The following is a 26368-nucleotide window of genomic DNA, read 5'->3' as shown; positions in this document are numbered from 1 at the left end:
TCACAGCCCCATCGCCTGGCGGTAGTAGTCGTAGAAGGACCGGATCAGCACTTCGGTCACCATGTAGTCGGCGGGCTCGGTGTCGCGGCCGCCCATCTCGATGATGCCGCGCGCTTCCGGATAGCCGGTGACGCCGATCTGCACCTGGTTCAGCATTTCGCTGTCGTCCATCGACACGAAACCGGCCGGCCCCAGCAGGTTGGCGTGCTTCAGGCGCAAACGGGTCATCTCCTCGTCATCGTCCTCGTAGCCGTAGTAGGTGAACACCAGCTCGTGCTCGGTCGGGCTGCGCGGGATCACGTGGCGGGTCTTGAGCGAGTTGGCCTGGATGCCGAACTGCGCGGCCGGGAACACCCAGGCGCCGCCGACGCGGCCGCGGTTGAATTCGGCGCGCGGGGTCACCGTTTCCAGGTCCAGCAGTTCCAGGTCGTCGCGGAAGCGGCTCATTTCCGTGGTCGCTTCGGTCTTCTTCTTGCCCTCGTTGTGCGACACCATCACGCTGTGCGCGCCGCCGCCCGTGGGTATGCACTCGGACTTGGAATCCGCGCGCCACAGGCCGAAGGTGATGTAGAAGGTGTGCAGCAGCGTGGCGTGGTACGGATCCTTCAGGTTCTCCAGGTACATCTTCCAGTTGCTGGGAATCAGCTGGCGGCTGTAGCCCAGCAGCTTGAGCGGCTTGCCCGGCAGCATGTGGTCGATTTCGGCCAGCACTTCCGGGCCGCAATAGTCCTCGAAGCTGGGCGCGTCCTCGGCGAAGGTGGCCCAGATCGAGCCGCCCCGGTTGACGCTGCGCAGCTTGCGGATGCCGTTCTGCTTGGGATCGAAGTCGCGCGGCATGCCGCCGCGGCCCATGGCGCCGCGCCGAAACGGCACGCCCTGCAGATTGCCGTTCAGGTCATAGTTCCACTGGTGGTAGGGGCAGGTGAAGTCATCCACCTTGCCGGTGTTCTGCCAGCAGATCTGCGCGCCGCGGTGCGCGCAGCGGTTTTCCAGCACGTTGATATCGCCTTCGGCGTTGCGGACCATGACCACGGGGCGGTTGCCGATCCAGTTGCGTTTGTAGCAGCCGGCTTCGGGCACCTCGCATTCCAGGCCCACGTAGTTCCAGGTCTTGCCGCCGAAGAACACGTCCATCTCCTTCTGGAAGATGGCGGGATCGGTGTAGACCCAGTTGGGGATGCGCGTATAGCCTTCCTTCGGCCAGCGGCGCTCGATATGGATGGGGGCCGCCGCCGGAGCCTCCGGCGCGGTGGAGTGGGTACAGGTCATGTTGGGTATCCTCGGGGCGGATTCAGATGGGGACGATGAGCGAGGTGCGCACGCGGTAGTTGTCGTACACGCAGTCGCGGCGGCTGAAGGCCAGCCCCTCGGGCGTCACGCGCACCACGTCCAGGTAGCGGCCCACCATGTTCAGCGTGGGCTCCCGGTCGGACAGCGATTCCATCACCGCGAAGTTGGCCTGCGCCACGATGTGGTCGCCCTGCACTTCCAGGACGCGCACGCCGCTGATGAAGTGGCGCAGCGAGCGCGGCTCGAACATGGTGGTTTCGCGCAGGGCGGTGACGCGGTCGCGCACCATGTTCTTGTTCATGCAATAGATCAGGCCCAGGGGCAGGCCCGCATCGTGGTTTTCGCGGGACAGCACCCGGTAATGGCAGTCCTCGGTAAAGAAGGCCGGCCAGTCCTCCAGCCGGTCTTCGTCCAGGCAGTAGGCGTAGTCGTCGTAGAAATCCCGCAGGCGCGCGCGCAGCGCCGGGGTGTCGGAAAGCTCGGTCATGGTCATTGCGGATCCAGGTATCGGTTCTAGGAGGTCGCGCCCTAGCGGGTCGCGGCGGCCAGTTGCGCGCGGTTGCTTTCGAAGCCGCTCTGGCTGCCCAGCGCCAGGATGGGTTCCTGCATGCGCTCCTGCCAGATCAGCGACTCCATGGCGATCTGCAGCGGGTGGTCCTGCACCGTCAGCGCGGAAGTGGTTTCCGTGCCGGAGTGATGCGAGTGCATGGCCCAGCCCGGCGCCGACAGGATCAGGTCGCCCGCCTTCCAGTCCAGCCGCGTGCCGTTGACCTTGCTGTAGCCGTTGCCGCGCAGGTAATAGTTGATGGCCGACGAACTGTGGCGGTGTGGCACGTGGTGGTTGTCGGGCGGCGACGAGGAAATGGTGGCGAAGAAGCTGTGCGTGGTGCCGATGCGGCGTTCGGTCGCCGGGTTGTACAGCACGAACAGGCGGCGGCCGTTGTAGCCGCGCGCCATGTCCTCGACGCTGGGCAACTGGCGCGAGACCGCCGACCAGGGCCAGTGCAGGGCCTTGGATTCCAGCACGTCGATGTCGATCAGCCACTCATAGCCCAGCAGCCAGGCGCCCTCGGGCGTGATCTGCTCGCGCAGCGCCAGGTCGCGCGAGCGGGCCGCGTCCGGCGCGCGCGGTGGCACCGGCTTGGTGTTGGCGTCGGCCGGCGGCACGCTGCCCTCGAATTCCTCGACGTAGTGGATTTCCAGCTTTTCCAGCAGCGGCGCGTTGGAGTACGACAGACGCACCCACGGCGTCTTGCCCTCGTTGCGATAGGAATGCACCTGCATGGCGGGGGTGTTCCACACGTCCCAGTGCCCCACGCGGATATCGCGGCCGGCCACCGTGGCCACGCCCTCGCCGCTGATACAGATCTCCAGCATGTTGGAGTTCTTGCGCAGGTTGAACGTGCTTTCGCCGGGGTTGACCACGTTGATGGTGACGTCCGTTCCCGGCGCCAGGCCCAGGCCCGGCGCGGTGGCTTCGGGGTGCACGATGAGCGAGGCGCGGCGGCCATTGTCCGGCCGGGGCGCATCGATCAGGCGCGCAATCTCAAGATCGATATCCTCTTTGGGGATGACGATGGACGGCCATTTGTTTTGTTCCCGCGGACTGGCTCCGCTGACGTCGACGAACATGTATGTCTCCTCTTGCCGCCGGCGCCTCGCGCCGGCCTTGCGGTTATGCGAATTCGGTTCAGGGCTGCGCCAGCAGCAGGTTCTCGCGGGTCTGGGGCGGCAGCGCCACGCCCAAGCCGTGCTCGCGGGCGTGCTCGTACACCACGCGCGCCATCGCCAGGTCCGACAGGCCCATGCCCATGCCCTTGAAGATCGTCAAGCGCGCGCCTTGCGGACGGCCCTCTTGCGCGGCGAGCAGGTCGCTCAGCACGCTCACGCCCTGCCACGGCGCGCCGTCGGCGCCAAAACGTTCGCGCAGTTCGCGCGAACCGCGGCGGGCGTTTTCCAGGTCGTCCACCACTACGCGGTCCGCGCGTTCGAACACGTCCTGGGCGAACTCGGCCTTGGCCGGCAGGATCGCGCCCACGGCGTTCAGGTGCCTGCAGTCGGCCAGCATGGCCGCGTCCACGAAAGGTTCGACGGCGCGCGTGATCAGGGTGACGATCTCCGCGCCGGCCAGCGCCTGTTCCAGGCTGGACGCTTCCTCGACGTCGAAGCCGTACTTGCCCTGCACGCTGGCCACGAAGGCGCGGCGCCTCTCCGGCGTCGGGCTGTAGACGCGCACGCGGCGCAGCTCGCGCACCGCGGCCAGCGCCGCCAGCTGGGTGACCGCCTGCGGCCCGGTGCCGATCAGTGCAGCACAGGCGGCGTCGGCCGGCGCCAGCGCGCGCGTGGCGACCCCGCTGATCGCGGCGGTGCGCAGCATGCCCAGCGCGCGCGCCTCGATCACGGCGCGCAGGAAACCCGACTCCGCGTCGAACAGGCTGAACAGCGAACCGCCGCCGCTCTTGGTATGGACCCAGGTCTTGAAGCCCGCGTAGCCGCCCGCGCCGGTCTGCACCGAACCCAATGCATGCATCGAGCTGCCATCGCCCCAGGTCGCCAGGGCCTTGGGCAGATTGCGCGCCTGCTCGCGGCCTTGCGCGACCAGCATGGCCTGCAGGGCTTCGATCGCCCGGGGAATGTCCAGCACCGAGACCACGTCCCGTTCCGTCAGGTACCGCAGCGCATCACTCATGCGCGTCTCCTTGTTCGTTGGCGGCGGGCTCGTCCGCCACCGTGTTGACCAGCGTCCCGACGCCGGGGATCTCGACTTCCAGCGTGTCGCCCGCGCGCATGAAGCGCGGCGGCTTGCGGCTGGAACCCACGCCCTCGGGCGTGCCGGTGGCGATCACGTCGCCCGGTGACAGGCGGGTGAAGCTGCTGATATAGGCGATCAGCTCGGGAATGGGGAAGATCAGGTCGGACACCTGGCCGTGCTGCATGAGCTCGCCGTTGAGACGGGAAATGACTTCCAGGCGCGCCGGATCGCCGATCTCGTCGGCGGTGACCAGCCAGGGGCCGAGCGCGCCGCTGCGCTCGAAGTTCTTGCCCGGCGTGACCTGCGCGTTGTGCTTCTGGAAATCGCGCACGGAGTTCTCGGCCATGCAGGTGTAGCCTGCCACGTGCTCCAGGGCGTTTTCGGCGGCGATGTGGCGGCCGCCCCGGCCGATGACCACGGCCAGTTCGGCTTCGTAGTCGTAGCGGTCGGACGCTTGCGGCTTCCACATCGGCTCGCCGTGGCCCACGAAGCTATCGATGAAGCGCGCGAACAGCGAGGGATGCGCGGGCAGCTCGCGCCCGGCTTCGGCCACATGGCGGCCATAGTTCAAACCGACGCAGAGGATCTTGCGCGGCGCCACCACCGGCGGCAGCAGCCGCAGCCCGGCCAGGGGCACGCGGGGCTGGTCTTGCGCTTCGGCGGCGCGCGCAATCTGTTCCACGCCCGCCTCCAGCGCCGCGACCGTATCCGGCCAGACCTGCGTCAGCACCACGACCTCGGTGCCGCGCAACACGCCCCAGGCGCTGCGGCCCGATTGATCGAAGCTGATGAGCTTCATGTTGTCTCCTGTCCTTGCTTAGGCAATTGGCATGCATTGATGAATCTCTTTGCATGCATTTCTTGCCTTATCCGTGCTTGAACCGCTGTTTTTCCGAATTATTGCATGCAATTTTGATAAATCGCAAGGTCAGATTGGATTTTTTATGACCCATTGCATGCAATTTTGACGGTACACTGAAAACCCTTCCAGACCAGGACACGCCCACACCTCGCCATGGCCGCACAAATCGACAAAGTCATTTCGGAACTCCGGGACATGGTGCTTTCGGGCGCCTTGCAGCCGGGCGAACGCGTGGTGGAACTGCAGTTCTCGGCGCGGCTTGGCGTGTCCCGCACGCCGCTGCGCATCGCCCTGACCGAGCTCGAAAAGGAAGGGCTGCTGGAACGTCTGCCTTCGCGCGGTTTCCGGGTGCGCGCCTTCACCGTGGACGAAATCGGCGACGCGGTCGACGTGCGCGGCGTGCTCGAAGGCATGGCCGCGCGCCTGCTGGCCGAACGCGGCGCCTCGCAGGAGGTGCTGGACCAGCTGTCGCAGGCGGTGGAGGAAGGACGCGCCCTGCTGGCGCCCGCGCGCCGCGATCCCAACACGACCGTGGACGCGCGCGCCTGGGGGCAGATCAACCGGCGTTTCCACGAGATCCTGTGCGAGGCCGCCGGCAACCGGGCGCTGCTGTCGGCGCTGGAACACAACAACAAGACGCCGCTGGCCGGCCCGGCCGCGCTGACCCTGCCGTCCACCCCGTCGCTGCTGGAAACGCCGTTCGTGCTGCGCGCGCAATCGGATCACGAAGACCTGCTGCGCGCCATCACGCGCCGCGAGGCCGCGCGCGCCGAAAACCTGATGCGCGAGCACGCCTACCGCAGCCGCGAGAACAAGCGCGTGCTGCTGCAATCGCTGCGCGGCGCCCTGCCCGCGCAGCCCATGCTGTCCGACGCCAGCGCTTGACAAGCGCGGCACCCGCCCAGAACATAGCCATATCCACCCGGGGCGCTTCGACAAGAGGCCGAGACGCCGCTAGCGCGGGCCCAAGGCCCCTGCAGCGCGGCAACCCGTTGAACCTGATCCAGGCAATGCTGGCGTAGGGAGGGTGCCGTACCGCTGGCTTGCGACATTCCGTTGCGCCGCTGCTCCCCCTCCCCGCCGCCTGGATCCCCAGACAGGACCTGACGGCATGCCGCAATCCCTATCCGATACCTCCGCCCAGGCGCTCATCTCGCGCGACCTGCTCGCCGCCCTGCGCCGCGACGCGCCGCTGGTGCAGTGCCTGACCAATTTCGTGTCCATGAACACCGCCGCCAACGTGCTGCTGGCCATGGGCGCTTCGCCCGCCATGGTGCATGCCCAGGAAGAAGCGCCCGAATTCGCGCGCGTCTGCGGCGCCGTCGTGATCAACATCGGCACGCTGTCCTCGCCCTGGCTGGACAGCATGCTGCTGACGGCCGCGTCGGCCAACCAGGCCGGCATACCCTGGGTGCTGGATCCGGTGGCGCACCATGCCACCGCCTTCCGCCGCGACGCGGTGCGGCGCCTGCTGGACCTGCGGCCCGCCATCATCCGCGGCAATGCCTCGGAGATCGTCGCGCTGGCCGGCGGACAAAGCGCGAGCAAGGGCGTGGACGCGCGCGACGCGGTGGCGCAGGCGGAACAATCCGCGCACGCGATCGCCGCCGCCCGCAACACGGTGGTGGCCGTCACGGGCGAAACCGACTACGTCACGGACGGCAACAGATCCGTCCGCATCGAGGGCGGCTCGCCCTGGATGCCGCGCGTCACGGCCACGGGCTGCGCGCTGACCGCCCTGGTCGGCGCCTTCGCGGCGGTGTCGCGGGACGACGCGTATTCGGCGGCGGTCGCGGCGCTGTCGTGCTTCGCCATCGCGGGCCGGCGCGCCGGTACTGCGGCCGAAGGCCCCGGTTCGTTCGCGTGGCGCTTCCTGGATGCGCTGGCGGCCCTGGAAACCAACAGCCTCGCCCGCGAATCGCCGCTGCGCTAGCGCCGGCGCCACGCGCGCGCCCGGTCCGGCAATGAGCCAGCCCCATGTCACGGCCGGGTCATACGGCTTGCCCAGAATTCCTTTCCTTCAAACCCGGAGGAAAGACAGTGAAGCCGAATCTTGGAAAGCTCTTTGCGCTGTCCGCCAGCGCCGCGTTGCTGGCAAGCCTGGCCGCTTGCGGAGGCGACAATGACGACGACACGCCCGATACCCCGCCGCAGGTCGGCGTGCCCGCAGGCTCCACGCTGGACGTGGCGATCCTGGGCACCACCGACCTGCACGCCAACGTGCTGGGCTACGACTACTACAAGCTGGCCGAGGACAAGAGCTACGGCGTGGACCGCACGGCCACGCTGATCGCCAATGCGCGCAAGCAGAACGCCAACACCTTGCTGTTCGACAACGGCGACACCATCCAGGGCACGGCCCTGTCCGACTACCAGGCGCTGGTGTCGCCGCTGCAATGCAGCGACATGCTGGCGATCTACAAGCAGATGAAGCTGCTGGCCTATGACGCGGCCACCTTGGGCAACCACGAGTTCAACTACGGCCTGCCCTTCCTGTCGCAGGTCACGAATACCGACCTGGGACTGGCCGGCATCGGCAAGGGCACGGCCCAGACCAACCCGGCCGGCGCCAAGGACTGTGCGGCGCCGGGCTTCCCCTTCGTTTCCGCCAACGTCATTTCGGCCGCGAGCAAGCAGCCCGTCTTCAAGCCCTGGGTCGTGCTGAACAAGACCTTCAAGGCCACGGACCCCGCCGGCAAGCAGATCGACGTCGCGCTGAAGGTAGGCGTGATCGGCTTTGCGCCCCCGCCCATCCTGCAATGGGACAAGGCCAATCTGGAAGGCCATGTGGAAGTCGCGGGCTGGAAGGAATCGGCGCAGCGCTACGTGCCCGACATGCGGGCGGCGGGCGCCGACCTGGTGGTGGCGCTGGCGCACGGCGGCATCGACATGCTCACGGCCTACAGCCCGTCCATGGAGAACGGCGCGGGCTATCTGAGCCAGGTGCCCGGCATCGACGCGCTGATCACCGGCCACCAGCACCTGCTGTTTCCCGACACCAACGCCAAGTCGCAATTCGCGGGCCAGCCCGGCATCGACCTGGAGAAGGGCCTGATCAACGGCGTGCCCGCGGTGCAGGCCGGCCAGTGGGGCAACAACCTGGGCCAGATCACGCTCAAGCTGGCGTACGACAAGGGCTGGAAGGTGCAGAAGGACGCCACGCGCGTGCAGCGCATCTCCACCCGCCTGACGGCGCAGAACGGCGCCACGCCCGCCACCTACGTCGAGCCCGACGCCGCCGCGCAGCAGCTGGTGCAGGCCGAACACGCCGCCACCATCGCCTACGTCAAGACGCCGATCGGCCAAAGCCGGTTCGACATGGCCACCTACTACGCGCTGGCGGGCGACGTGTCGGCGCTGCAGATCGTGAACATGGCGCAGATCGATTATCTGTCGGACTACATCGCCAAGAACAAGCCCGCCTATGGCGGCCTGCCCATCCTGTCGGCCGCCGCGCCGTTCAAGGGCGGGCGCAACGGCCCTGGCGACTTCACTTACGTGAAGCAGGGCAACATCGCCATCAACAATGCCGCCGATCTCTACCTGTACCCCAACACCCTGCAGGTGGTCCGGGTCAGCGGCGACATCGTGCGCCAGTGGCTGGAGAAGACCGCCGAGCAGTTCCGCCAGATCGTCCCGGGCCAGGTTGCGCCGCAGGACCTGATCGACACCAGCTTCCCGACCTTCAACTTCGACGTGCTCTATGCCGCCGGCAACACCCTGCGGTACGAAATCGACGTGACCAAGCCCAAGGGCTCGCGCATCACGAAGCTGACGTATCAGGGCGCGCCGCTGGATCCGGCCGCGCAATTCCTGGTGGTCACCAACAACTACCGCGCCAGCGGCGGCGGCGACTTCCCCGGCTTGGCCGGCGGCAAGGGCGACATCGTGCTGCAAGCGCCGGATGCCAGCCGCGACGTGCTGATCAGCTACATCAAGAAGCACCCCGACCTGGACCTGGCGACCTACGGCCTGGACCGCAGCTGGCGCTTCGCCAAGACGGGCGCCCTGGCGGGTCCGGTGGTGTTCTCTTCGGTGCCCGGCACGCTGGCCATGGCGGCGGCGCATGGCGTGGACAACGTCGCCGTGCACGACGCCACGCCGGACCCGGTGACCCAGCTGTCGCGCTACTCGGTGGACCTCAGCCGCTAGCCGCGGCCTGGCGGTAGTAGAGGCAGATGCGCCGGCCGCCGATCTCGTGCACCTCGATCGGCAGCTCGTACAGCTCGCTCAGGACCTCCGGCCGGATCAGTTCGGCCGGAGTCCCCTGGCGCGCGATGCGCCCGGCGCGCAAGGCCACGATGCGGTCCGCATAGGTGGAGGCGAAATTGATGTCGTGCAGCACCAGCACCACCGTCTTGCCCAGCTCGTCCGCCGCGCGGCGCAAGGTGCCCATCATGGCGACGGCGTGCTTCATGTCCAGGCTGTTCAGGGGCTCGTCCAGCAGCACGTAGCGCGTGTCCTGGCACAGCACCATCGCCACGAAGGCGCGCTGGCGCTGGCCGCCCGACATCTCGTCCAAGTGGCGGTCGGCCAGGGCCTCCAGGTTCAGGTAGGCGATGGCCCGGTCGATGTGCGCCTTGTCGTCCAGCGTCAAGCGGCCCCCGGTGTGCGGATAGCGGCCGAACGCGACCAGGTCCCTGACCGTCAGCCGCAGCGGCAGGTGATTGTCCTGGCGCAGGATGGCCAGGCGGCGCGCCAGCTCGTGGCTGTCGGCCTTGTTCACGTCCAGGCCTTCGACCAGCACGCGGCCCGCGGACAGGGGCAGGAGCCGGCTGACCATGGACAGCAGCGTGGACTTGCCCGCGCCGTTGGGGCCGATGATGGCCGTCACACCGCCGGCGGGCAAGGACAGGGTGACATCGTCGACGACCACGCTGTCGCCATAATGCTTGCTGACTTGCTGGATCTCTATCATCGGCGCCCCTTGCGCAGGATCAGGACGAGGAACATCAGCCCGCCCAGGAATTCGATCACCACGCTGACCGTGGTATTCAGGCCGAGCACGCGCTCCAGCAGCGTCTGGCCGCCCACCAGGAAGATCACGCTCAGCAGGACGGCGGCGGGCACGGTATGGCGATGCCGGTCCGACCCCATGGCGTGGTAGGCCAGGTTGCTGACCAGCAGGCCGAAGAAGGTCACGGGGCCCACCAGGGCCGTCGACACTGACACCAGCACCGCGACGGCCGCCAGCGTCAGCATCAGCGTGCGGCGGTAGTCCACGCCCAGGTTCACGGCGATGTCGCGGCCCAGCGCCAGCACGTCGTAGCGGCGCCGCATGCGCCACACCAGCAGGGACGCGACGCATACCGCGGCCAGCGCGATCGGCAGCAGGCCCACGCGCACGGAATTGAAGCTGGCGAACATGCGGTCCTGCAACACCAGGAATTCATTGGGGTCGATCAGCCGCACCACGAAGTTGGACAGGCTGCGGAACAGCAGTCCGAAGATGATGCCGACCAGCATCATCAGGTGCAGGCTGCGCACCGCGTCCGAAAACAGCCAGCGGAACAGCAGGCAGGCGAACGCCGTCATGGCGCCGACCTCCAGCAGGAACGCCGCCACCGGATGGCTGGCGGCCGTGGCCGCCTGGCCGAAACCGAACACCACCACCGCCTGGATCAGCAGGTACAGGGCGTCGAAGCCCATGATGGCCGGCGTCAGGATGCGGTTGTGCGTGATGGTCTGGAACAGCACGGACGACACCGCCACGGCGTAGGCCACCAGCAGCATCGCCGCCAGCTTGGCGCCGCGGAACGGGATCACGAAGGACCACTGGCCGTTGGCGCCCAGCGTCATGAAGGCCACGGCACAGGCCAGCGCCAGGGCGCCCAGCAGCCACAGGCGCCAGGCTTGCGGCGCGCGGACCGGCGCCGGGGCGGAGATTGCGAGTTCAGCCAAGCCGGTTCCTCCGCGTGCGTAACAGCCACAGGAACAGGATGCTGCCCAGCACGCCGACCACCGTGCCGATGGGAATCTCGTAAGGGTGGATCACCAGCCGGCCGATGACGTCGCAGGCCAGCACGAACACCCCGCCCAGCACCGCCACCCAGGGGATGGAGCGGCGCATGTTGTCGCCCAGCACCAGGCTGACCGCGTTCGGCACGATCAGGCCCAGGAAGGGAATGCCGCCCGCCGTCACCACCACCACGGCGGAAATCGCCGACACGATCAGCAGCCCGGCCAGCGTCAGGCGCGCATGGTTCAGGCCCAGGTTGGCGGCGAATTCGCGGCCCATGCCCGCCACGGTGTAGCGGTCGGCCGCGGCATAGGCCGCGCAGGCCAGGCCGAACCCTATCCACAGCAGCTCGTAGCGCCCCCGCAGCACGCCGGAGAAATCGCCGGTGGTCCAGGCGTGCAGCGACTGCAGCAGGTCATAGCGATAGGCGACGAAGGTAGTGGCGGCGTGGATCACCCCGCCCAGGATCAGGCCGATCAGCGGCACGATGAAAGGCGTGCGCAGCGGCACGCGCTTGAGCAGCGCCAGGAACAGCAAGGTGCCCGCCAGCGCGAAGCCTGTGGCCGTCAGCATCTTGCCGATCACGGGCGTGTCCGGCGCCAGCAGCGTGACGACCAGTATGCCCAGGGTGGCGGACTCCACGGTGCCGGCCGTGGTGGGTTCCACATAGCGGTTGCGCACCAGCATCTGCATGATGAGCCCCGCCACCGCCAGCGACATGCCGGCCAGCAGCAGCGCCAGCGTGCGCGGTATCCGGCTGACCATCAGCAGCCTCCAGGCGCGCTCCGCCTCATCGCTGCCGCTCCATAGCGCGGCCAGGTTGAGCTGGCCCGCGCCCAGGCTGACGCTGGCCGCGCACAAGGCCAGCAGCAGGCCCATCGCCGCCGCCAGCCCGCCCCAACCGCCTATCGACTGCCTCCCGCTCACCCGCGATACTCCCGCCGCTCAAGCATCAGGCTTTACTTCCTGGCCGCCGCCAGCGCGGCCGCGATCTCGTCGACGTTCTGCTGCATGGCGGTCAGGCCCGCGCTGCCCAGCAGATACCAGTTGAAGCCGTTCAGGTAGACCACGCGCTGGTTCTTCCAGGCCTTGGTCGGACGCACCAGCTCGTTGTCCAGCATGCGCTGGGCCGAGACGCCTTCGCGGCCGATGGCGGCGTCGCGGTCGATCACGAACAGCCAGTCTGGATCGGTCTGCGCGATGAACTCGAACGAGATCGCCTGGCCGTGGTTCGAGACGCTCAGCCCCGTCGTCGCCGGCTTGATGCCGAACGCGTCGTGGATCACGCCAAAGCGCGAACCCGGGCCGTAGGCGCTCATCTTGCCGCCAGTGGTCAGCACGATCAGCGCGGTGCCGGCCGTGGCCGCCTTGCCGTTCAGGTCCGCGATGGACGCGCGCAAGGCGTCCAGCCTGGTCTTGGCGACGTCCTGCTTGCCGTAGATGGCGGCCAGCGTTTCGGTGTTGCGCGTGACGCTGCCCACCAGGTCCTTGGCGTTCACCGTCAGGTCCACGGTGGGCGCCAGCTTGGACAGCTCGTCGTACTTGGGCGCGGAGCGGCCCGCCACGAAGATGAGCTGCGGCGCGGCGGCGTGGATCACTTCGTAGTTGGGCTCGAACATCGTGCCCACCTTCAGATAGCGCTGGTCGGCGTACTGGCTCAGCTGCGGCGGCCACTTGGCGACGGTGGGCACGCCTGCCGCCTCCACGCCCAGCGCCTGCAACGTATCCAGCACGGCCAGGTCCATCACCACCGTCTTCGCCGGGTTGACGGGCACGGCGGTCTCGCCGCGCGCGTGCTTGACCGGCAGCGTCGCCTGCGCGGCGCACACGGCCGTCGCGGCGCCCAGTGCCAGGGCGGTTGCGGCCTGGGCGAACCAGCGGCGGCCACGGCCCGTTTGCATTTGCTTCTTCATGCCTACCTCTTCATGTTGCGGGCGCCAGGCGCCCTTCCATTCTCAGAACTTGACGCCCACGCCCAGCCAATAGCGGCGGCCGTCCTCGACATAGCCGTAGTCGTCGTACGCAACCTGCTTGTCGAACAGGTTGTAGATGCCCGCGTACACCGCCACGGTCTTGTTCACCTGGTACGAACCGCCCAGGTCCATGAATGTGTAGGAAGGCGCCACCACCGTCGAGGACGACGGGCCGGTGATGGGCTGGCTTTCCTTGCCGCGGTAGTTCACGCGTGCCCATGCCTGCAGCGCGTCCGAGGCCTGCCAGTTCACCGTGGTGGTGAACAGGTGCTTGGGCAGCTGGTTCAGCGGCTGGCCCTTGTACTGGCCGGATTTCTGCTCCGACTTGGTGTACGTGTAGCTGCTGGTCAGCGACCAGTCGCGCGACAGCGGCAGCTTCAGGCTGGCTTCCACGCCGCGCGAATTGGCCTTGTCCACGTTCATGTAGGTGGTCGGGTTCGAACCGAACTGGTTCGGGCCGTCGGTGCACTGGGTCAAGGGGCAAGCCACGCGGGTGATCTTGTCCTTGAAGTCATTGTTGAAAACCGTCAGCCCGGCGTTGAAACCTTCGCCGTCGTCGTACAAGATGCCGATTTCCTCGGTCACCGACTTCTCGGGCGTGAGATCCGGGTTGCCGTACATATTGCCGCCGCGGCTGACCTGGCCCCAGCCGGCCACCGTCTGGCGCAGGTCGGGCGCGCGGAAGCCCGTCGACACGCCGCCCTTCAGGGTCCAGCGGTCGGCCATGTGCCAGACGCCATACAGGCGCGGACTGAAATGCGTGCCGAAGTTCTCGTCCTCGTCCATGCGCAGGCCGCCGGTGACGGCGAAGCTTTCGGTCAGGCGCCATTCGTCCTCGGCGAACAGGGCCCACTGGTAACGCTCCACCTTGTTGGGGCCGTTGGCCAGCTGGTTGCCGGTCTGGTCGTTCAGGCGCTGGTTCAGATAGCTGCCCCCCAGGGTCAGCATGTGCGAGCCCAGGGGCAGCGTCCAGCTGGTCTGCAGGTCCAGGTTCTTGATCTTCATCTGGCGCGAGCGGTTGTCGAACTCTTCCTGCTGCACGTAGCTGTCCGACACGCCCCAGCCCCAGCGGCCGGTATGCGACAGGGCCCACTTGTTGCTGCGGTAATCCGTCTGCGACGACGCCGGGCAGCCGGTGCGCGGGCAACTGGCGCCGGGCGGCAGGGGCTCCACCGTCTTGCCCAGGGTTTCCTGCAGCTTCTGGCGCATGGTGGTCGCTTCCAGCACGATGTCGTGGTCGCGGTTGGGCGTCAGCGCCAGCTTGGCCGTGACGCTGTCCGAGTTGCGCTTGCGGTAGCCGTCGAAGATGTTGTCCTCGTCGCGCTGCGTCGCCTGGCCATAGATCTGCAGGCCCAGCAGGTCGGTCTTGATCGGCCCGGCGAGATAGAAGTTGCCCTGGTAGATATCGCCCGATTTGCTGCTTTCCTGGATCGTCGTGTCCAGCCGGATCTCGCCACCCCACTCCGCGGGCACCTTGCGCGTGATGATGTTGATCACCCCGCCCATGGCGTCCGAACCGTACAGGGAAGACATCGGCCCGCGCACCACCTCGATGCGTTCGATGGCGGAAAGCGGCGGGGTCCAGCCGCCCTCGACGCCGGTCGAATCCGAATTGGTGCGGGTTTCACGCGAATTCTGGCGCTTGCCGTCGATCAGGATCAGCGTGTATTTGGGACCCATGCCGCGCAGGCTGATGTCCTGGCGGTCGCCGCCGCCGGTGACGATGACGCCCGGCACCTCCACCAGCGCGTCGTTGACGTCGCGGTAGAACTTCTTGTCCAGGTCCTCGCGGGTGATGACGCTGATCGACGCCGGCGCGTCCTGGATCTCCTGCTCGAAGCCCGAGGCGGTCACCACCACCGTGTCCAGCGTCCTGGCCGTATCGGCGCTCTGCGCCCAGGCCGGTTGCGCCATGCCGAAACCCGCGGCGCACAAGGCTGCCGCCAGCTGCGTGCGCGAACCCGGAATGCGCCGCGCGCCGGCCGTTTCTTTGCTGCTCATGATTCCAATCTCTCCCGTCCCAGGCCTGCGCCGCACCCCGCGTGCGGCGTCCGTCCTGCCCCGTACTTATTAATGAAAACCATTCTCATATTAGAATTGGAGCTGCCGGGAGCCAGCAACACGCTTTCCGCAACTTTTATCTTCTTTGAACTTCTTGACACTCCGGCCCGCGGCCATAAGCCAAACTCCCGGATGCAGAACCGACGACACGCATGCTTTTTTCCCACGCTCCGGCGACTCGCCGCATCCTGCTGATCGATGACGACGTCGAGCTCGCGCAGATGCTGCGCGAATATCTGGAATCCGGTCAGTGCCAGCTCACGCTGGCCCACAGCGGCGCGCACGGGACCGCCCTGCTCGCGCGGGACGACTACGACCTGGTGCTGCTGGACCTGATGCTGCCCGACGGCAATGGCCTGGACTTGCTCAAGCAATACCGCCAGCGCTCGCGCCGGCCCGTCATCATGTTCACCGCCCACGGCGGCGAAACCGACCGCGTGCTGGGCCTGGAATTCGGCGCCGACGACTATCTGGCCAAACCCTTCAGTCCGCGCGAGCTCAAGGCCCGCATCACGGCGGTGCTGCGGCGCTTCGACGAAACGCCGGAAACCGCCCGGCCGGGCCTGGCGCTGGGCGCGGTGTCGCTGGACACGGCCAGCGGACTCTTGCGCGTGGGCGATAGCGAAATCGCGCTGACGGGCGCCGAGCAGCGCATCCTGGAGATCCTCATGCGCACGCCCGGCCAGGTGGTCGGACGAGACCAGATCGGCCTGTACGCGCTGGGCCGCAAGCCGGACCGCTACGACCGCAGTATCGACACCCACATCAGCGCCTTGCGCAAGAAGCTGCGCCCGGACGGCGGCGAGGAAGCGCTGTCCATCCGCAATCTGCGCGGCCTGGGCTACGTGCTGGCGGGCGCGGACTGATGGCCTGGCTGCCCGCCCGCTCGCTGTTCTGGCGCGCCTTCCTGACCTTCTGGGGCGCGATGGCCGTCATCCTGGTGTGCGGCATGCTGCTGACGGCCGCGGTCGCCTGGTACCGCGTTAATTCCCTGGACGGCCTGAATCCCGCCAGCCTCACGCGCGACGCCGCGCAGATCGCACGCAGCGAGGGCGCGGACGGCCTGGAACGCTGGGTCCAGGCCATGGACCGGCGCTACTCGGCCCTGAACATCTACATCATGGACGCCCAGGACACCGACATCCTGGGCCGCAGCCTGCCCGCGCGCATGCAGGACTGGTTGGTCGACTACCGCGCCGGGCCCGACCGCTCGCCCAAGGCCGACTACCTGCCGGCCGATCCGACGGGCGAGCGCGTCTCCTGGTGGGAGCCGCAGAAGCTGCTGCTGCCCGACGGATCGGTCCTGCTGATGCTGTTCCTGCCCTTCGACTCGTCGCATTGGGAATTGCTGGCCCTGTCGCCCGTCGCGCTGGCGCTGATGCTGTTCGCGCTGGCCGTGACCGCGCCGTTCTGCTGGGCCCTGAGCCGCCACGTGACCGCGCCCTTGGCCCAATTGCGCCAGACCACGCACGCGTTGTCCGCCGGCCGCCTGGACGCGCACACGCCCGCCAGGCTGGCGCGGCGCAAGGACGAGCTGGGCCTGTTGGCGCGCGACTTCGACGCCATGGCCGACCGCCTGAAGGCCCTGGTCGACACGCGCGAACAGCTGCTGCACAACATCGCGCACGAATTGCGCTCGCCATTGGCGCGGCTGCGACTGGCGGCCGAACTGGCGCGGCGCAAGGACGAACGCCAGGACCTGCAGCTGGACCGCATCGAACTTGAATGCGAGCGCCTGGACGCGCTGATCGGCAATACCCTGAGGCTTGCCCGCCTGGGCGCCCTGCCCGTGCCCACCGAGACCCTGGACCTGGCCGAGATCGTGTCCGACGTGGTCGAAGATGCGCGCTACGAGGCCAGCGGCCGGCAAATAAGCATCGAGTGGCGGCAGCAGGCGCCGGTGCCCCTGGTTGGCGACCGCTGCAGCCTGGCCAGCGCCATCGAGAACGTGCTGCGCAACGCCCTGCGTTTCGCGCCCGCGCACAGCGCCATCCGCGTGCACCTGCAATCCAACCAGCGCGAGGCCAGGCTGGAAATCGAAGACCGCGGGCCGGGCGTGGCCGCGGAAGAACTGGAATCCTTGTTCGAGCCCTTCTATCGCACCGCCTCCGGCGCGCGCAAGCCCGGCAGCGGCGCCGGCCTGGGCCTGTCGATCGCGCAGGCCGCGGTGGCCGCGCACAAGGGCAGGATGTCGGCCCGCAACCTGTCGCCGCAAGGGCTGGGCGTGCGACTGGAACTGCCGCGCCTGCCGGCCTGAAGGCTATTCGGACGGGGCGCGTCAGCCGAAGCGGCTCAGGCCGGGATGGCTCAGTCGGAATCGGCCAGGATGGCGGCCGGCAGACGCGGCAGGACGCGCATGGCGTTGGCCGCCGTGGCATGCGCCACCTGCGCGGGCGTGATGCCGCGCAGTTCCGCCAGCGTGGCGGCGATGCGCGCCAGCTCGGCCGGCGCGTTGCGGCGCTGCGGTTCATGCAGCCATGCCGTCGGTATGTCCGGCGCGTCGGTCTCCAGCACCAGGTGCGACAGGTCCACGTCCACCGCGTGGCGCCGTATCTGCAGGGCGCGCTCGTAGGTCATGGCGCCGCCCAGGCCCAGCGCGAAGCCCTGCTCGATGAAGGCCTGCGCCTGCTGCGCGCTGCCGTTGAAGGCATGCGCGATGCCGCCGATGCGCGGGTGGCGGCGCAGGTACTTCAAGAGAATGTCCTGCGAGCGGCGCACGTGCAGCAGCACCGGCAGGTGGAACTCGGCCGCCAGCGCCAGCTGCGCGGCATAGAAGCGTTCCTGGCGTTCCCGGGGTTCGCCGCTGGCGATCTCGGGCACGAAGAAGTCCAGGCCGATCTCGCCGATGGCGACGAAGCGGGGATCGCCCAGGGATTCCTTGACGGCCGCGCGCAGCGCGTCCAGGTCGGCGTCGGCGGCCCGTTGCACGTACAGGGGATGGATGCCCAGCGCATAGGCGCCGCCGGCGGTCCTGGCGGCCAGTTCGCGCACCACGGAAAAGTTGGCCCGCTCGACGGCCGGGATCACGATGGACTGGACGCCCGCCTCGCAGGCGTCGTCGGCCACTTGCTCGCGGTCGGCGTCGAACTCGGCGGCATCCAGATGGCAGTGGGTATCGATCAGCATGGGCGCGACCTCCTTGCCCGGATTATCCACCCGCGCCGGCCTATCCCGAAACCAGGCGGCCGTTTTCCATCAGCAATTGGCGGTCGGCGCGCGCGGCCAGTTCCGGGTCGTGCGTGACGATGGCGAACGCCGTGCCGGATTCCTGGTTCACCCGCGTCAGCAGCTCGAACATATTGTGCGCGGTGTGGCGGTCCAGGTTGCCGGTGGGCTCGTCGGCCAGCACGCAGACGGGGCGCGTGACCAGCGCGCGCGCCAGCGCCACGCGCTGCCGTTCGCCGCCGGACAGCTGGCCCGGGAAATGCCCTTCGCGGGCAGCCAGGCCGACCAGGCTCAGGACCTCATGCGCGGCCTCGCGCGCCTTGTCGCGGTTCTCGCGGCGCACGATCAGCGGCATCGCCACGTTGTCCAGCGCCGAGAACTCCGGCAGCAGGTGGTGGAACTGGTAGACGAAGCCCAGGCAGCGGTTGCGCACCGCGCTCTTGCGGCTCTCGGAAAGGCCGACGGCGAGTTGGCCGTCCACCGACACGGAGCCGCTGGTGGGCACGTCCAGCAGGCCCAGGATATGCAACAACGTGCTCTTGCCGGAACCCGAGGCGCCGACGATGGCGACCATTTCGCCGCGCGCCACCGACAGGCTGACGTTGCTCAGCACCTCGATGCGCGCGGGGCCTTCGTCGTAGACCTTGACGATGTTTTCGGCCTGCAGCGCGGGAGTCAGATTGTCAGTCATGGCGCAGCACCTGGGCGGGTTGCAGGCGCGAGGCGCGCCAGCTGGGATACAGGGTCGCCAGCAACGACAGCACCAGGGAGGTCAGGCCGATGGTGACGATGTCGCCCACCTGCGGATCCGACGGCAAGGCGCTGATGAAATAGACCTCGCGCGGCAGGAAATGCACGCCCAGCAGGCGCTCGATGAAAGGCACGATCACGTCGACGTTGTAGGCGATGAGGATACCGCCCGCCACGCCCAGCAGCGTGCCGATGACGCCGATCAGCGCGCCCTGCACCAGGAAGATGCGGGCGATTTCGCGCGGCCCGGCGCCCAGCGTGCGCAGGATGGCGATGTCTGACTGCTTGTCCTTCACGGCCATGACCAGGGACGACAGCAGGTTGAACGCGGCCACGGCCACGATCAGCGCCAGGATCAGGAACATCATGCGCTTTTCGGTCTTCACGGCCGCGAACCAGGTGCGGTTGTTGCGCGACCAGTCGCTGGCCATCATGTAGGGCGGCAGCACCTTCTGCAGCTCGGCCGCCACTTCCGGGGCGCGTTGCATGTCGGCCACGCGCAGGCGCACGCCGGCGGTACCGCTGTCGCGGAACACGCGGGCGGCGTCCTCGTCGTCGACGAAGGCCAGCGAGGAGTCGTATTCATAGTGGCCGGACGAGAACACGCCCACCACGGTGAACTGGCGCATGCGCGGCGTGAACCCCGCCGGGCTGATCGAGCCTTGCGGCGCCATCATCAGCAGCGTGTCGCCGAGCTTCACGCCCATGCCGTCGGCCAGCTCATTGCCCAGCACCACGCCGAAACCGCCGGGCTTCAGGTCGGTGAGCTTGCCCGACACCATCTGGCGCGGCAGGTCCGACACATTGCCTTCGGTCTGCGGATCGATGCCGCGCACCTGCACGCCGCGCAGGGCCTGCCCGCGCACCAGCATGCCCTGCGCCGCCACGAACGGAGCGCCGGCCTTGACCTCGGGATTCTTCTCGGCGGCGGAAGCGAACTCCTGCCATCTCTCCAGCACCCGCTCGGGCGCAGCCCCCGGAATATAGAGTTCGATGTGCGGCAGCACCGACAGCATGCGGTCGCGCACTTCCTTCTGGAAGCCGTTCATCACGGACAGCACCACGATCAGGGCGGCGACGCCCAGCGCAATGCCCGCCATGGAACTGGCGGCGATGAAGGAAATGAAGCGATCGCGGCGGCCGCGTCGCTGGCGGATTCGGGCCAGCCCGGCGTAGCGGGCGCCTATCCATAGTTCGTAGGGTATTTTCAGCACGTGCGCATTATGGCATTAACCGCCTGGATTCCGCGCCGCGGATGTGCGTGTCGGAGACCAGGCGTTTCAAGCTATGGCAGCCGCGGACGCCGCTTAGTTCCCCTGGCTGGCCCGGACTACAATCGCGCCCATGCTGATCGTCATTCCGGGCGCCCTGCCCGCCCTTCCCGTCGCCGCCGAACTGGCCAAGCTGTTGCCTGAACGCGCGCCCACGCTGCATGGTTGGTTGCAGGCCGGCGCCGCCCGCCCCCAGGCCTACGACCTGCGCGCCCACGGCTGCACGGCCTTCGAATCCTGGCAACTGGAGCGCGCGGGCTACGTCCCCGAACCCGGCCTACCGCCCGGCGCCGGGGTGGGGCCGCTATTGGCCGGCGCGCAAGCGGGCGAAAGCGGCCCCGTCTGGTTGGCCGAGCTGGTTCATCTGGCCCTGGGCACCGACCAGGCCACCCTGCTGGATCCCGGCATGATGGACCTGCGCGCCGAGGAAACGGCCGCGCTGCTGGACACCGCCCGCCCCCTGTTCGAGGGCACCGGCTTCGCGGTCGAAGCGCTGTCGCCCGAACGCTGGCGCCTGCGCCTGCCTGATGGCCTGCGTCCGCAGACCGCCAGTCCGCTGGCCGTGGCCGGACAGCGGCTGAACGACTGGTGGCGCCAGGACGCGGAAGCGCGGCCGTGGCGCCGGCTGCTCAATGAAATACAGATGGCCTGGCACGAGCATCCCGTCAACGACGCCCGTGCCGCCCGCGGCCTGCCCCCGGTCAACGCCTTGTGGCTGTATGGCGGAGGCATGCCCTGGACGCCGGCCCGGCCGACGCCGGCGCAGGTGCTGACCAGCCTGGACGCCCCCGAACGGGCGGGCGACTGGGCTACCTGGCTGGATGAACTGGCCGCATTGGACTCGCAGCATCTGCGCCCGCTGGCCGGCAAGCACGGCTTGCCGGCGGCGCCCGCCGAACTGCTGCTGCTGGGCTCGGACCGCAAGGTCGCCCTTACCCTGAAACCGCGCGGGGGCCTGCTCGGCTTGCTGCCCGCACCCAAGAAAAACTGGAGCGCCTGGTGGTCTCACCCCGCTTAACCGTCCGCACCCCCGACCTGGAGGCCTGCCGCGTCCTGGAAGCCTCGGGCATCCATCCCCTGCTGGCCCGCCTGTGGGCGGCCCGCGGCGTCACCCACCCCGACCAGACCCGGCTGGCCTGGCCGTCCCTGCTGCCGCCCGCCGGCCTGACGCATTCGGCCCATGCCGCGGGCGTGCTGGCCGACGCCATCCAAGCTGGCAAAAAGCTGCTGATCGTGGCCGACTACGACTGCGACGGCGCCACCGCCTGCGCGGTCGGCCTGCGCGCCCTGTCCGCCATGGGCGCCGACGTGGACTTCCTGGTGCCCAACCGCTTCGAGACCGGCTACGGCCTGTCGCCCGCCGTGGTCGACCTGGCGGTACGACATCGCGCCGGCAAGCCCGACATCATCATCACGGTGGACAACGGCATCGCCAGCGTCGACGGCGTGGCCGCGGCCAACGAGGCCGGCATCGGCGTGGTGATCACCGACCACCACCTGCCGGGCGACACGCTGCCCGCCGCCCTGGCCATCGTCAACCCCAACCAGCCCGGCTGCGGTTTTCCGTCCAAGAACCTGGCGGGCGTGGGTGTCATTTTCTACATGATGCTGGCGCTGCGCGCCGAGCTCCGGCGTCGCGGCGTCTACGCGGCCGACGGCGGCCCGCGCCTGGACGCGCTGTCCGACCTGGTGGCGCTGGGCACCGTGGCCGACGTGGTCAAGCTGGACGCGAACAACCGCTTGCTGGTGACCCAGGGCCTGCAGCGCATGCGCGCCGGACGCCTGCAGCCCGGGCTGCGCGCGCTGTTCGCCGTGGCCGGCCGCGAGCCGCGCGCGGCAAACGGTTTCGACCTGGGCTTCGCGCTCGGCCCACGCATCAACGCCGCGGGCCGCCTGGCCGACATGAGCCTGGGCATCGCCTGCCTGACCACCGACGACGAGGCGCAGGCGCTGGAAATGGCGCGCGAGCTCGACAACATCAACCGAGAACGCCGCACGATCGAAGCCGAGATGCGCGAGCAGGCGCTGGCCGCCATGGAAGAACCGAATGCGGCCGGCGGCGCCACGGTCTGCGTGTTCGATCCGAGCTGGCACCAGGGCGTGGTCGGGCTGGTGGCCTCGCGCCTGAAGGAAAAATTCTGGCGTCCGACGCTGGCCTTCGCGCCTGCGGGCGACGACGAAATCCGCGGTTCGGGCCGTTCGATCCCCGACGTGCATCTGCGCGACGCGCTGGACCTGGTGTCCAAGCGCCATCCCAACCTGATCCGCAAGTTCGGCGGCCACGCCATGGCGGCCGGCCTGACCCTGGGTCGCGAGGATTTCGCCGCCTTCGCGCCCGCCTTCGACGCCGCCGTGCGCGAACTGACGGGCCGCGATACCTTCGAGCCGGTGATCGAGACCGACGGTTCGCTGGAATCAGGCTATGCCAACGCCGACGTGGCCGGCATGCTGCAGCAGCAGGTCTGGGGCGCCGGCTTCGCCGCCCCGCTGTTCCTGGACGAATTCGTGGTCCGCAACCAGCGCCTGGTCGGTGAAAAACACCTCAAGCTGTCATTGGAACGCGGCCACCAGCGCTTCGACGCCATCTGGTTCGGCCACGACCAGTCGCTGCCCGAACACATCCAGGCGGCTTACCGCCTGGAGCAGAACGTGTGGAACGGGATGGTGTCGGTGCAGCTCGTCATCGAGCACGCGGGCTGAGGTGCCTGGAAGGACAATGCCCCGGCGCCTGGAAGGGAGCCGGGGCATTGCTTGACGGATTTCGCACGATGCGGACCAGGGTTTCTTTCCTTGTCCGCCCGCGCAGCGCTCAGCCTACTTGTTCACCAGTTTCGCGGGTTGCGCCAAAGCCACCAGCGCCCCCACCACCAGGCAGCCCGACAACATGTACAACCCGGTATTGGTGGTGCCAGTCACATCTTTCAGCCACCCCACCAGGTAGGGGCTGACGAAACCGGCCAGGTTGCCCACCGAGTTGATGAGCGCGATGCCGGCCGCCGCGGCCGTGCCGCCGAGCAAGGCGGTGGGCAGGCTCCAGAACAGCGGCAGCACCGTGCAGATGCCGATGTTCGCCACCGTCAGCGCCGCAATGGCCAGCACCGTGTTGCCGCTCCAGATAGCCGAAAACAACAGGCCCAGCGCGCCGAACAGCGCGGGCAGCGCCACGTGCCAGCGGCGCTCGCGGTGGCGGTCCGAGTTGCGCGAGATCAGGATCATGCCGATCACGGCGAACAGGTTGGGCACCGCCGTCAGCAGGCCGATGGCCAGCGGGCTCTGCACTCCCGTGCCCTTGATCAGGGTCGGCATCCAGAAGCCCACGCCGTACAACCCCATCACGAACGAGAAGTAGATCAGCGACATGGCCCAGACGCGCGGCTTGGCCAGCGCGGCGCGGATCGGCGGGTCTTCCTTCTGCTGTTCCTCGGCCGCGATGTTGCGGATCAGCACGGCTTTTTCGGCAGCGGTCAGCCATTTGGCCTTGTTGATGCGGTCATCCAGGTAGATCAGCACCAGCACGCCGATCAGCACGGAAGGAATGCCCTCCAGCAGGAACAGCCATTGCCAGCCCGACAGGCCGTGGTCGCCGTGGAAGGTGCTCATGATCCAGCCGGAGATCGGGCCGCCGATCAGCCCGGACATGGGCACCGCTGTCATGAAGAAGGTGGTGATGCGGCCGCGCCGCGCCGCCGGATACCAATAGGTCAGGTACAGGATGATGCCGGGGAAGAACCCGGCCTCGGCCGCACCCAGCAGGAAGCGCAGGATGTAGAACATGTGCACGCTGGTCACGAACATCATGCAGGCGGAAATGATCCCCCACGTGATCATGATGCGCGCGATCCAGATCCGCGCCCCTACCTTGTGCAGGATGATGTTGCTGGGAATCTCGAAGATGAAGTAGCCGATGAAGAAGATGCCCGCGCCCAGCCCGTACACGGTTTCGCTGAACTGCAGCTCCTGCAGCATCTGCAGCTTGGCAAAACCCACGTTCACGCGGTCCAGGTAGGCCACGACGTAGCAAACCACCAGCAGCGGCACCAGGCGCCACCCTACCTTGCGGTAGATCCGGTCTTCCTCAGACGCCGGGATCGCCGGCGAAACCCCGGGGGCCATCGCATTTTCCATCTATGTCTCCATTCCTCTGTCGGGATAGGCCGGCTGCGCCGGTACCGTAGCGGTACGGCCGTCCCGATCAGGGACGGTTGGCCCGCTACCCCCAGCCTAGAACCCCTCGCTTGACGAAAAACTGAACGGCCCGGGTCCGCGCCGGGGGGGACGTCTGCGTCCCGATCCGTCCCCCTTCCTGCGATGCGGCCGCGCACTTGGCCCAAGCACGGTAAAATGCTTGGTTTCGCACAAAAGTCATCAGGACAGGATCATCATGGAAGCCGAACGTCAGAACCAGCTCGCAGCCCGCCTCGCCGATTACGCGGAGCGCGAACAGGCTCTACGGAGGTATCTTTGACTACGATGCCAAAGCTGAACGCCTGCAAGTCGTAAACGCCGAGCTCGAAGACCCGGCGGTCTGGAACGACCCCAAGCACGCCCAGGACCTGGGCCGTGAAAAGAAAGCCCTGGAAGACGTGGTGGAAACGCTCACCGCCCTGGGCACGGGCCTGGCGGACTCGAACGAACTGTTCGAGATGGCCGCCTCCGACGACGACGATGCCACCCTCGAATCCCTGGAAGGGGATGCCAACGCCTTCCAGGAAAAGCTGGAAGCGCTGGAATTCCGCCGCATGTTCTCCAATCCGGCCGACCCGCTGAACTGCTTCCTGGACATCCAGGCCGGCGCCGGCGGCACGGAAGCGCAGGACTGGGCCTCCATGCTGCTGCGCCAGTACCTGAAGTACGCCGAGCGCAAGGGCTTTAAGGCCGAAGTGCTGGAAGAATCCGAAGGCGACGTGGCCGGCCTGAAGTCCGCGACCATCAAGATCGAAGGCGAGTACGCCTTCGGCTACCTGCGCACGGAAACCGGCGTGCACCGCCTGGTCCGCAAGAGCCCGTTCGACTCCTCGGGCGGCCGCCACACCTCGTTCGCCAGCGTCTTCGTCTACCCGGAAGTCGACGAGTCCTTCGAAGTCGAAGTGAACCCGGCCGACCTGCGCGTGGACACCTACCGCGCTTCCGGCGCGGGCGGCCAACACATCAACAAGACCGACTCGGCCGTGCGCCTGACCCACATGCCCACCGGCATCGTGGTGCAGTGCCAGAACGACCGTTCGCAGCACCGCAACCGCGCCGAAGCGATGCAGATGCTGAAATCCAAGCTCTACGAACTGGAAATGCGCAACCGCATGGCCGAGCAGCAGAAGCTGGAAGACTCCAAGACCGACGTGGGCTGGGGCCACCAGATCCGCTCCTACGTGCTGGACCAGAGCCGCATCAAGGACCTGCGCACCAACGTTGAAATTTCCAACACGCAGAAAGTGCTGGATGGCGACCTGGATCCCTTCATCCAGGCCAGCCTGAAGCAAGGCATCTAAGTTTCGCGATACTCCCCTCAACGCATCCAGAGGTTCACGAATGTCCGACACCATCGCAATTCTCACCGGCGCATCGCGCGGCATCGGCGCCGCCATGGCGCGCGGCCTGGCCAAACCGGGCACGCGCCTGATCACGCTGGCGCGCCGTGAAGATCCCGAACTGGCCGCCTATGCGCGTTCGCAGGACGCGCAGCTGGAACAGCTGTCCGTGGACCTGTCGGACCTGAACGCCGTTGAGACGGCGGCGCAGCGCATCTGCGCGTCGCTGCCGCGCGATGCCAGCCGCTATCTGCTGATCAACAACGCCGGCACGGTGCACCCCATCGCCGGCACCGACGCCCTGGTCGACGGCGCGGCCATCACCGCCGCCTTCAACCTGAACGTCAGCGCCGTCATGCTGCTCACCGCGCGCTTCCTGGCCGCGGTCGAAGACCTCAAGGCCGACCGCCGCGTGCTCAACATCTCCTCCGGCGCGGGCCGCAACCCGAACGCCGGCTGGGGCGTCTACTGCGCCACCAAGGCCGCGCTCGACATGTACTCGCGCGTGGTCAAGGCGGAGCAAGGCGCCGACGGCGCGCGCATCGTCGCGCTGGCCCCCGGCATCGTCGACACCGACATGCAGGTCGCCATCCGTTCCAGCGATCCGGAAAGCTTCCCGGCGCTGGCCAAGTTCCAGGAGTTCCACGCGACCGGCAAGCTGTCCTCGCCCGCCAACGTGGCCTCCCGCATCCTCGCCTACCTGGATCGCGAAGATTTCGGCACGACCGAAATCGACGACATCCGCAATTACGACTGATCT

At 67.9% G+C, this 26368-nt stretch carries 23 protein-coding genes and 1 riboswitch; of the genes, 9 read left to right on the top strand and 14 right to left on the bottom strand.

Annotated elements, in window-relative coordinates:
* From HWY37_RS08175 to HWY37_RS08155, 5 genes are read right to left on the bottom strand one after another with little or no spacing between them, the layout of a single operon-like run.
* On the bottom strand, positions 1-1269 hold the full coding sequence (locus HWY37_RS08175; protein ID WP_176088319.1) for an aromatic ring-hydroxylating dioxygenase subunit alpha: 1269 nt from the start codon (positions 1267-1269) through the stop codon (positions 1-3).
* Positions 1270-1291: 22 nt separating this feature from the next.
* Complete coding sequence (locus tag HWY37_RS08170; protein ID WP_175205864.1) at positions 1292-1783, bottom strand: aromatic-ring-hydroxylating dioxygenase subunit beta; 492 nt, start codon at positions 1781-1783, stop codon at positions 1292-1294.
* A gap of 35 nt (positions 1784-1818) precedes the next feature.
* Positions 1819-2922, bottom strand: a complete 1104-nt coding sequence (locus HWY37_RS08165; RefSeq protein WP_176088318.1) for a cupin domain-containing protein — start codon at positions 2920-2922, stop codon at positions 1819-1821.
* 58 nt (positions 2923-2980) lie between these two features.
* Positions 2981-3979, bottom strand: a complete 999-nt coding sequence (locus HWY37_RS08160) for an ornithine cyclodeaminase family protein (protein ID WP_176088317.1) — start codon at positions 3977-3979, stop codon at positions 2981-2983.
* Positions 3972-4841 carry a fumarylacetoacetate hydrolase family protein gene (locus HWY37_RS08155; protein WP_176088316.1) on the bottom strand — a complete coding sequence of 290 codons (870 nt, stop codon included), beginning with the start codon at positions 4839-4841 and terminating at the stop codon, positions 3972-3974. Before HWY37_RS08155 ends, HWY37_RS08160 begins: the two co-directional genes overlap by 8 nt.
* Positions 4842-5057: 216 nt before the next feature.
* Between HWY37_RS08155 and HWY37_RS08150 the strand changes: the two genes are divergently transcribed.
* The 3 genes from HWY37_RS08150 to HWY37_RS08140 all read left to right on the top strand — a co-directional run bounded on the left by HWY37_RS08150 (position 5058) and on the right by HWY37_RS08140 (position 9056).
* A complete protein-coding gene (locus tag HWY37_RS08150) occupies positions 5058-5789 on the top strand; it encodes a GntR family transcriptional regulator (RefSeq protein WP_176088315.1) in 732 nt (243 codons plus the stop codon).
* Positions 5790-5817: 28 nt separating this feature from the next.
* Positions 5818-5947: riboswitch (TPP riboswitch) on the top strand.
* A gap of 68 nt (positions 5948-6015) precedes the next feature.
* On the top strand, positions 6016-6837 hold the full coding sequence (gene thiM / locus HWY37_RS08145; RefSeq protein ID WP_175205859.1) for a hydroxyethylthiazole kinase: 822 nt from the start codon (positions 6016-6018) through the stop codon (positions 6835-6837).
* A 107-nt stretch (positions 6838-6944) separates the two neighbouring features.
* Complete coding sequence (locus HWY37_RS08140; RefSeq protein ID WP_176088314.1) at positions 6945-9056, top strand: 5'-nucleotidase C-terminal domain-containing protein; 2112 nt, start codon at positions 6945-6947, stop codon at positions 9054-9056.
* Here HWY37_RS08140 and HWY37_RS08135 read toward each other — a convergent pair.
* The 5 genes from HWY37_RS08135 to HWY37_RS08115 form a co-directional block, all read right to left on the bottom strand.
* Positions 9046-9822, bottom strand: coding sequence for an iron ABC transporter ATP-binding protein (locus HWY37_RS08135; RefSeq protein WP_176088313.1), 777 nt, complete (start codon positions 9820-9822; stop codon positions 9046-9048). The genes HWY37_RS08140 and HWY37_RS08135 overlap by 11 nt on opposite strands.
* Positions 9819-10805, bottom strand: a complete 987-nt coding sequence (locus HWY37_RS08130) for an iron chelate uptake ABC transporter family permease subunit (protein ID WP_176088312.1) — start codon at positions 10803-10805, stop codon at positions 9819-9821. Before HWY37_RS08130 ends, HWY37_RS08135 begins: the two co-directional genes overlap by 4 nt.
* Positions 10798-11742, bottom strand: a complete 945-nt coding sequence (locus HWY37_RS08125; RefSeq protein WP_176088497.1) for an ABC transporter permease — start codon at positions 11740-11742, stop codon at positions 10798-10800. Before HWY37_RS08125 ends, HWY37_RS08130 begins: the two co-directional genes overlap by 8 nt.
* A gap of 80 nt (positions 11743-11822) precedes the next feature.
* Positions 11823-12776 carry a siderophore ABC transporter substrate-binding protein gene (locus tag HWY37_RS08120; RefSeq protein ID WP_176088311.1) on the bottom strand — a complete coding sequence of 318 codons (954 nt, stop codon included), beginning with the start codon at positions 12774-12776 and terminating at the stop codon, positions 11823-11825.
* A 42-nt stretch (positions 12777-12818) separates the two neighbouring features.
* A complete protein-coding gene (locus HWY37_RS08115; protein ID WP_176088310.1) occupies positions 12819-14837 on the bottom strand; it encodes a ligand-gated channel protein in 2019 nt (672 codons plus the stop codon).
* 212 nt (positions 14838-15049) lie between these two features.
* On the opposite strand from HWY37_RS08115, the gene HWY37_RS08110 reads away from it, so the two are divergent.
* Both HWY37_RS08110 and HWY37_RS08105 read left to right on the top strand, forming a co-directional pair.
* Entirely contained in the window at positions 15050-15763 is a 714-nt protein-coding gene (locus HWY37_RS08110; protein ID WP_175205852.1) for a response regulator transcription factor, read from the top strand.
* Complete coding sequence (locus HWY37_RS08105) at positions 15763-17154, top strand: sensor histidine kinase (protein ID WP_175205851.1); 1392 nt, start codon at positions 15763-15765, stop codon at positions 17152-17154. The genes HWY37_RS08110 and HWY37_RS08105 overlap by 1 nt, the downstream gene beginning before the upstream one ends.
* A gap of 50 nt (positions 17155-17204) precedes the next feature.
* On the opposite strand, the gene HWY37_RS08100 is transcribed toward HWY37_RS08105, so the two are convergent.
* Genes HWY37_RS08100 through HWY37_RS08090 form a run of 3 tightly spaced genes read right to left on the bottom strand, consistent with a single transcriptional unit; the run spans position 17205 to position 19978 of the window.
* The gene (locus tag HWY37_RS08100) at positions 17205-18023 is read right to left on the bottom strand and encodes a TatD family hydrolase (protein ID WP_176088309.1); all 819 of its coding nucleotides are present in this window, start codon (positions 18021-18023) and stop codon (positions 17205-17207) included.
* A 40-nt stretch (positions 18024-18063) separates the two neighbouring features.
* Positions 18064-18753, bottom strand: a complete 690-nt coding sequence (locus HWY37_RS08095; protein WP_175205849.1) for an ABC transporter ATP-binding protein — start codon at positions 18751-18753, stop codon at positions 18064-18066.
* Positions 18746-19978: a lipoprotein-releasing ABC transporter permease subunit gene (locus HWY37_RS08090; RefSeq protein ID WP_246302243.1), complete on the bottom strand. Its 1233-nt coding sequence runs from the start codon at positions 19976-19978 to the stop codon at positions 18746-18748. Before HWY37_RS08090 ends, HWY37_RS08095 begins: the two co-directional genes overlap by 8 nt.
* A 178-nt stretch (positions 19979-20156) precedes the next feature.
* Between HWY37_RS08090 and HWY37_RS08085 the strand changes: the two genes are divergently transcribed.
* Together HWY37_RS08085 and recJ are read left to right on the top strand one after the other, a co-directional pair.
* Positions 20157-21101 carry a hypothetical protein gene (locus HWY37_RS08085; RefSeq protein WP_176088308.1) on the top strand — a complete coding sequence of 315 codons (945 nt, stop codon included), beginning with the start codon at positions 20157-20159 and terminating at the stop codon, positions 21099-21101.
* A complete protein-coding gene (gene recJ, locus HWY37_RS08080; RefSeq protein WP_176088307.1) occupies positions 21083-22783 on the top strand; it encodes a single-stranded-DNA-specific exonuclease RecJ in 1701 nt (566 codons plus the stop codon). Before HWY37_RS08085 ends, recJ begins: the two co-directional genes overlap by 19 nt.
* A gap of 114 nt (positions 22784-22897) precedes the next feature.
* On the opposite strand, the gene HWY37_RS08075 is transcribed toward recJ, so the two are convergent.
* Positions 22898-24208, bottom strand: a complete 1311-nt coding sequence (locus tag HWY37_RS08075; protein WP_175205845.1) for an MFS transporter — start codon at positions 24206-24208, stop codon at positions 22898-22900.
* Positions 24209-24464: 256 nt separating this feature from the next.
* Between HWY37_RS08075 and prfB the strand changes: the two genes are divergently transcribed.
* Both prfB and HWY37_RS08065 read left to right on the top strand, forming a co-directional pair.
* A protein-coding gene (prfB, locus tag HWY37_RS08070) for a peptide chain release factor 2 (RefSeq protein ID WP_175205844.1) occupies positions 24465-25569 on the top strand; the annotation gives its coding sequence in 2 pieces (ribosomal slippage) (positions 24465-24545 and positions 24547-25569; 1104 coding nt in all).
* Positions 25570-25609: 40 nt separating this feature from the next.
* On the top strand, positions 25610-26365 hold the full coding sequence (locus HWY37_RS08065; RefSeq protein WP_175205843.1) for an SDR family oxidoreductase: 756 nt from the start codon (positions 25610-25612) through the stop codon (positions 26363-26365).
* The last annotated feature ends 3 nt before the right edge of the window (positions 26366-26368 follow it).

Origin of the sequence: Achromobacter anxifer (assembly GCF_903652925.1) — a bacterium.
GTDB classification, from domain to species: domain Bacteria; phylum Pseudomonadota; class Gammaproteobacteria; order Burkholderiales; family Burkholderiaceae_B; genus Achromobacter; species Achromobacter anxifer.
This window is presented reverse-complemented; position numbering and strand designations above follow the sequence as displayed.

What these genes read in the sequence shown, in the direction of transcription:
- HWY37_RS08125 (WP_176088497.1), bottom strand. Translation starts at nt 11,742, where the DNA reads ATGGGCCTGCTGCTGGCCTTGTGCGCGGCCAGCGTCAGCCTGGGCGCG.
- HWY37_RS08170 (WP_175205864.1), bottom strand. Translation starts at nt 1,783, where the DNA reads ATGACCATGACCGAGCTTTCCGACACCCCGGCGCTGCGCGCGCGCCTG.
- HWY37_RS08135 (WP_176088313.1), bottom strand. Translation starts at nt 9,822, where the DNA reads ATGATAGAGATCCAGCAAGTCAGCAAGCATTATGGCGACAGCGTGGTC.
- HWY37_RS08100 (WP_176088309.1), bottom strand. Translation starts at nt 18,023, where the DNA reads ATGCTGATCGATACCCACTGCCATCTGGATGCCGCCGAGTTCGACGCC.
- HWY37_RS08155 (WP_176088316.1), bottom strand. Translation starts at nt 4,841, where the DNA reads ATGAAGCTCATCAGCTTCGATCAATCGGGCCGCAGCGCCTGGGGCGTG.
- HWY37_RS08175 (WP_176088319.1), bottom strand. Translation starts at nt 1,269, where the DNA reads ATGACCTGTACCCACTCCACCGCGCCGGAGGCTCCGGCGGCGGCCCCC.
- HWY37_RS08150 (WP_176088315.1), top strand. Translation starts at nt 5,058, where the DNA reads ATGGCCGCACAAATCGACAAAGTCATTTCGGAACTCCGGGACATGGTG.
- HWY37_RS08115 (WP_176088310.1), bottom strand. Translation starts at nt 14,837, where the DNA reads ATGAGCAGCAAAGAAACGGCCGGCGCGCGGCGCATTCCGGGTTCGCGC.
- HWY37_RS08110 (WP_175205852.1), top strand. Translation starts at nt 15,050, where the DNA reads ATGCTTTTTTCCCACGCTCCGGCGACTCGCCGCATCCTGCTGATCGAT.
- HWY37_RS08085 (WP_176088308.1), top strand. Translation starts at nt 20,157, where the DNA reads ATGCTGATCGTCATTCCGGGCGCCCTGCCCGCCCTTCCCGTCGCCGCC.
- HWY37_RS08065 (WP_175205843.1), top strand. Translation starts at nt 25,610, where the DNA reads ATGTCCGACACCATCGCAATTCTCACCGGCGCATCGCGCGGCATCGGC.
- thiM (WP_175205859.1), top strand. Translation starts at nt 6,016, where the DNA reads ATGCCGCAATCCCTATCCGATACCTCCGCCCAGGCGCTCATCTCGCGC.
- HWY37_RS08105 (WP_175205851.1), top strand. Translation starts at nt 15,763, where the DNA reads ATGGCCTGGCTGCCCGCCCGCTCGCTGTTCTGGCGCGCCTTCCTGACC.
- HWY37_RS08165 (WP_176088318.1), bottom strand. Translation starts at nt 2,922, where the DNA reads ATGTTCGTCGACGTCAGCGGAGCCAGTCCGCGGGAACAAAACAAATGG.
- HWY37_RS08160 (WP_176088317.1), bottom strand. Translation starts at nt 3,979, where the DNA reads ATGAGTGATGCGCTGCGGTACCTGACGGAACGGGACGTGGTCTCGGTG.
- HWY37_RS08095 (WP_175205849.1), bottom strand. Translation starts at nt 18,753, where the DNA reads ATGACTGACAATCTGACTCCCGCGCTGCAGGCCGAAAACATCGTCAAG.
- HWY37_RS08120 (WP_176088311.1), bottom strand. Translation starts at nt 12,776, where the DNA reads ATGAAGAAGCAAATGCAAACGGGCCGTGGCCGCCGCTGGTTCGCCCAG.
- HWY37_RS08075 (WP_175205845.1), bottom strand. Translation starts at nt 24,208, where the DNA reads ATGGAAAATGCGATGGCCCCCGGGGTTTCGCCGGCGATCCCGGCGTCT.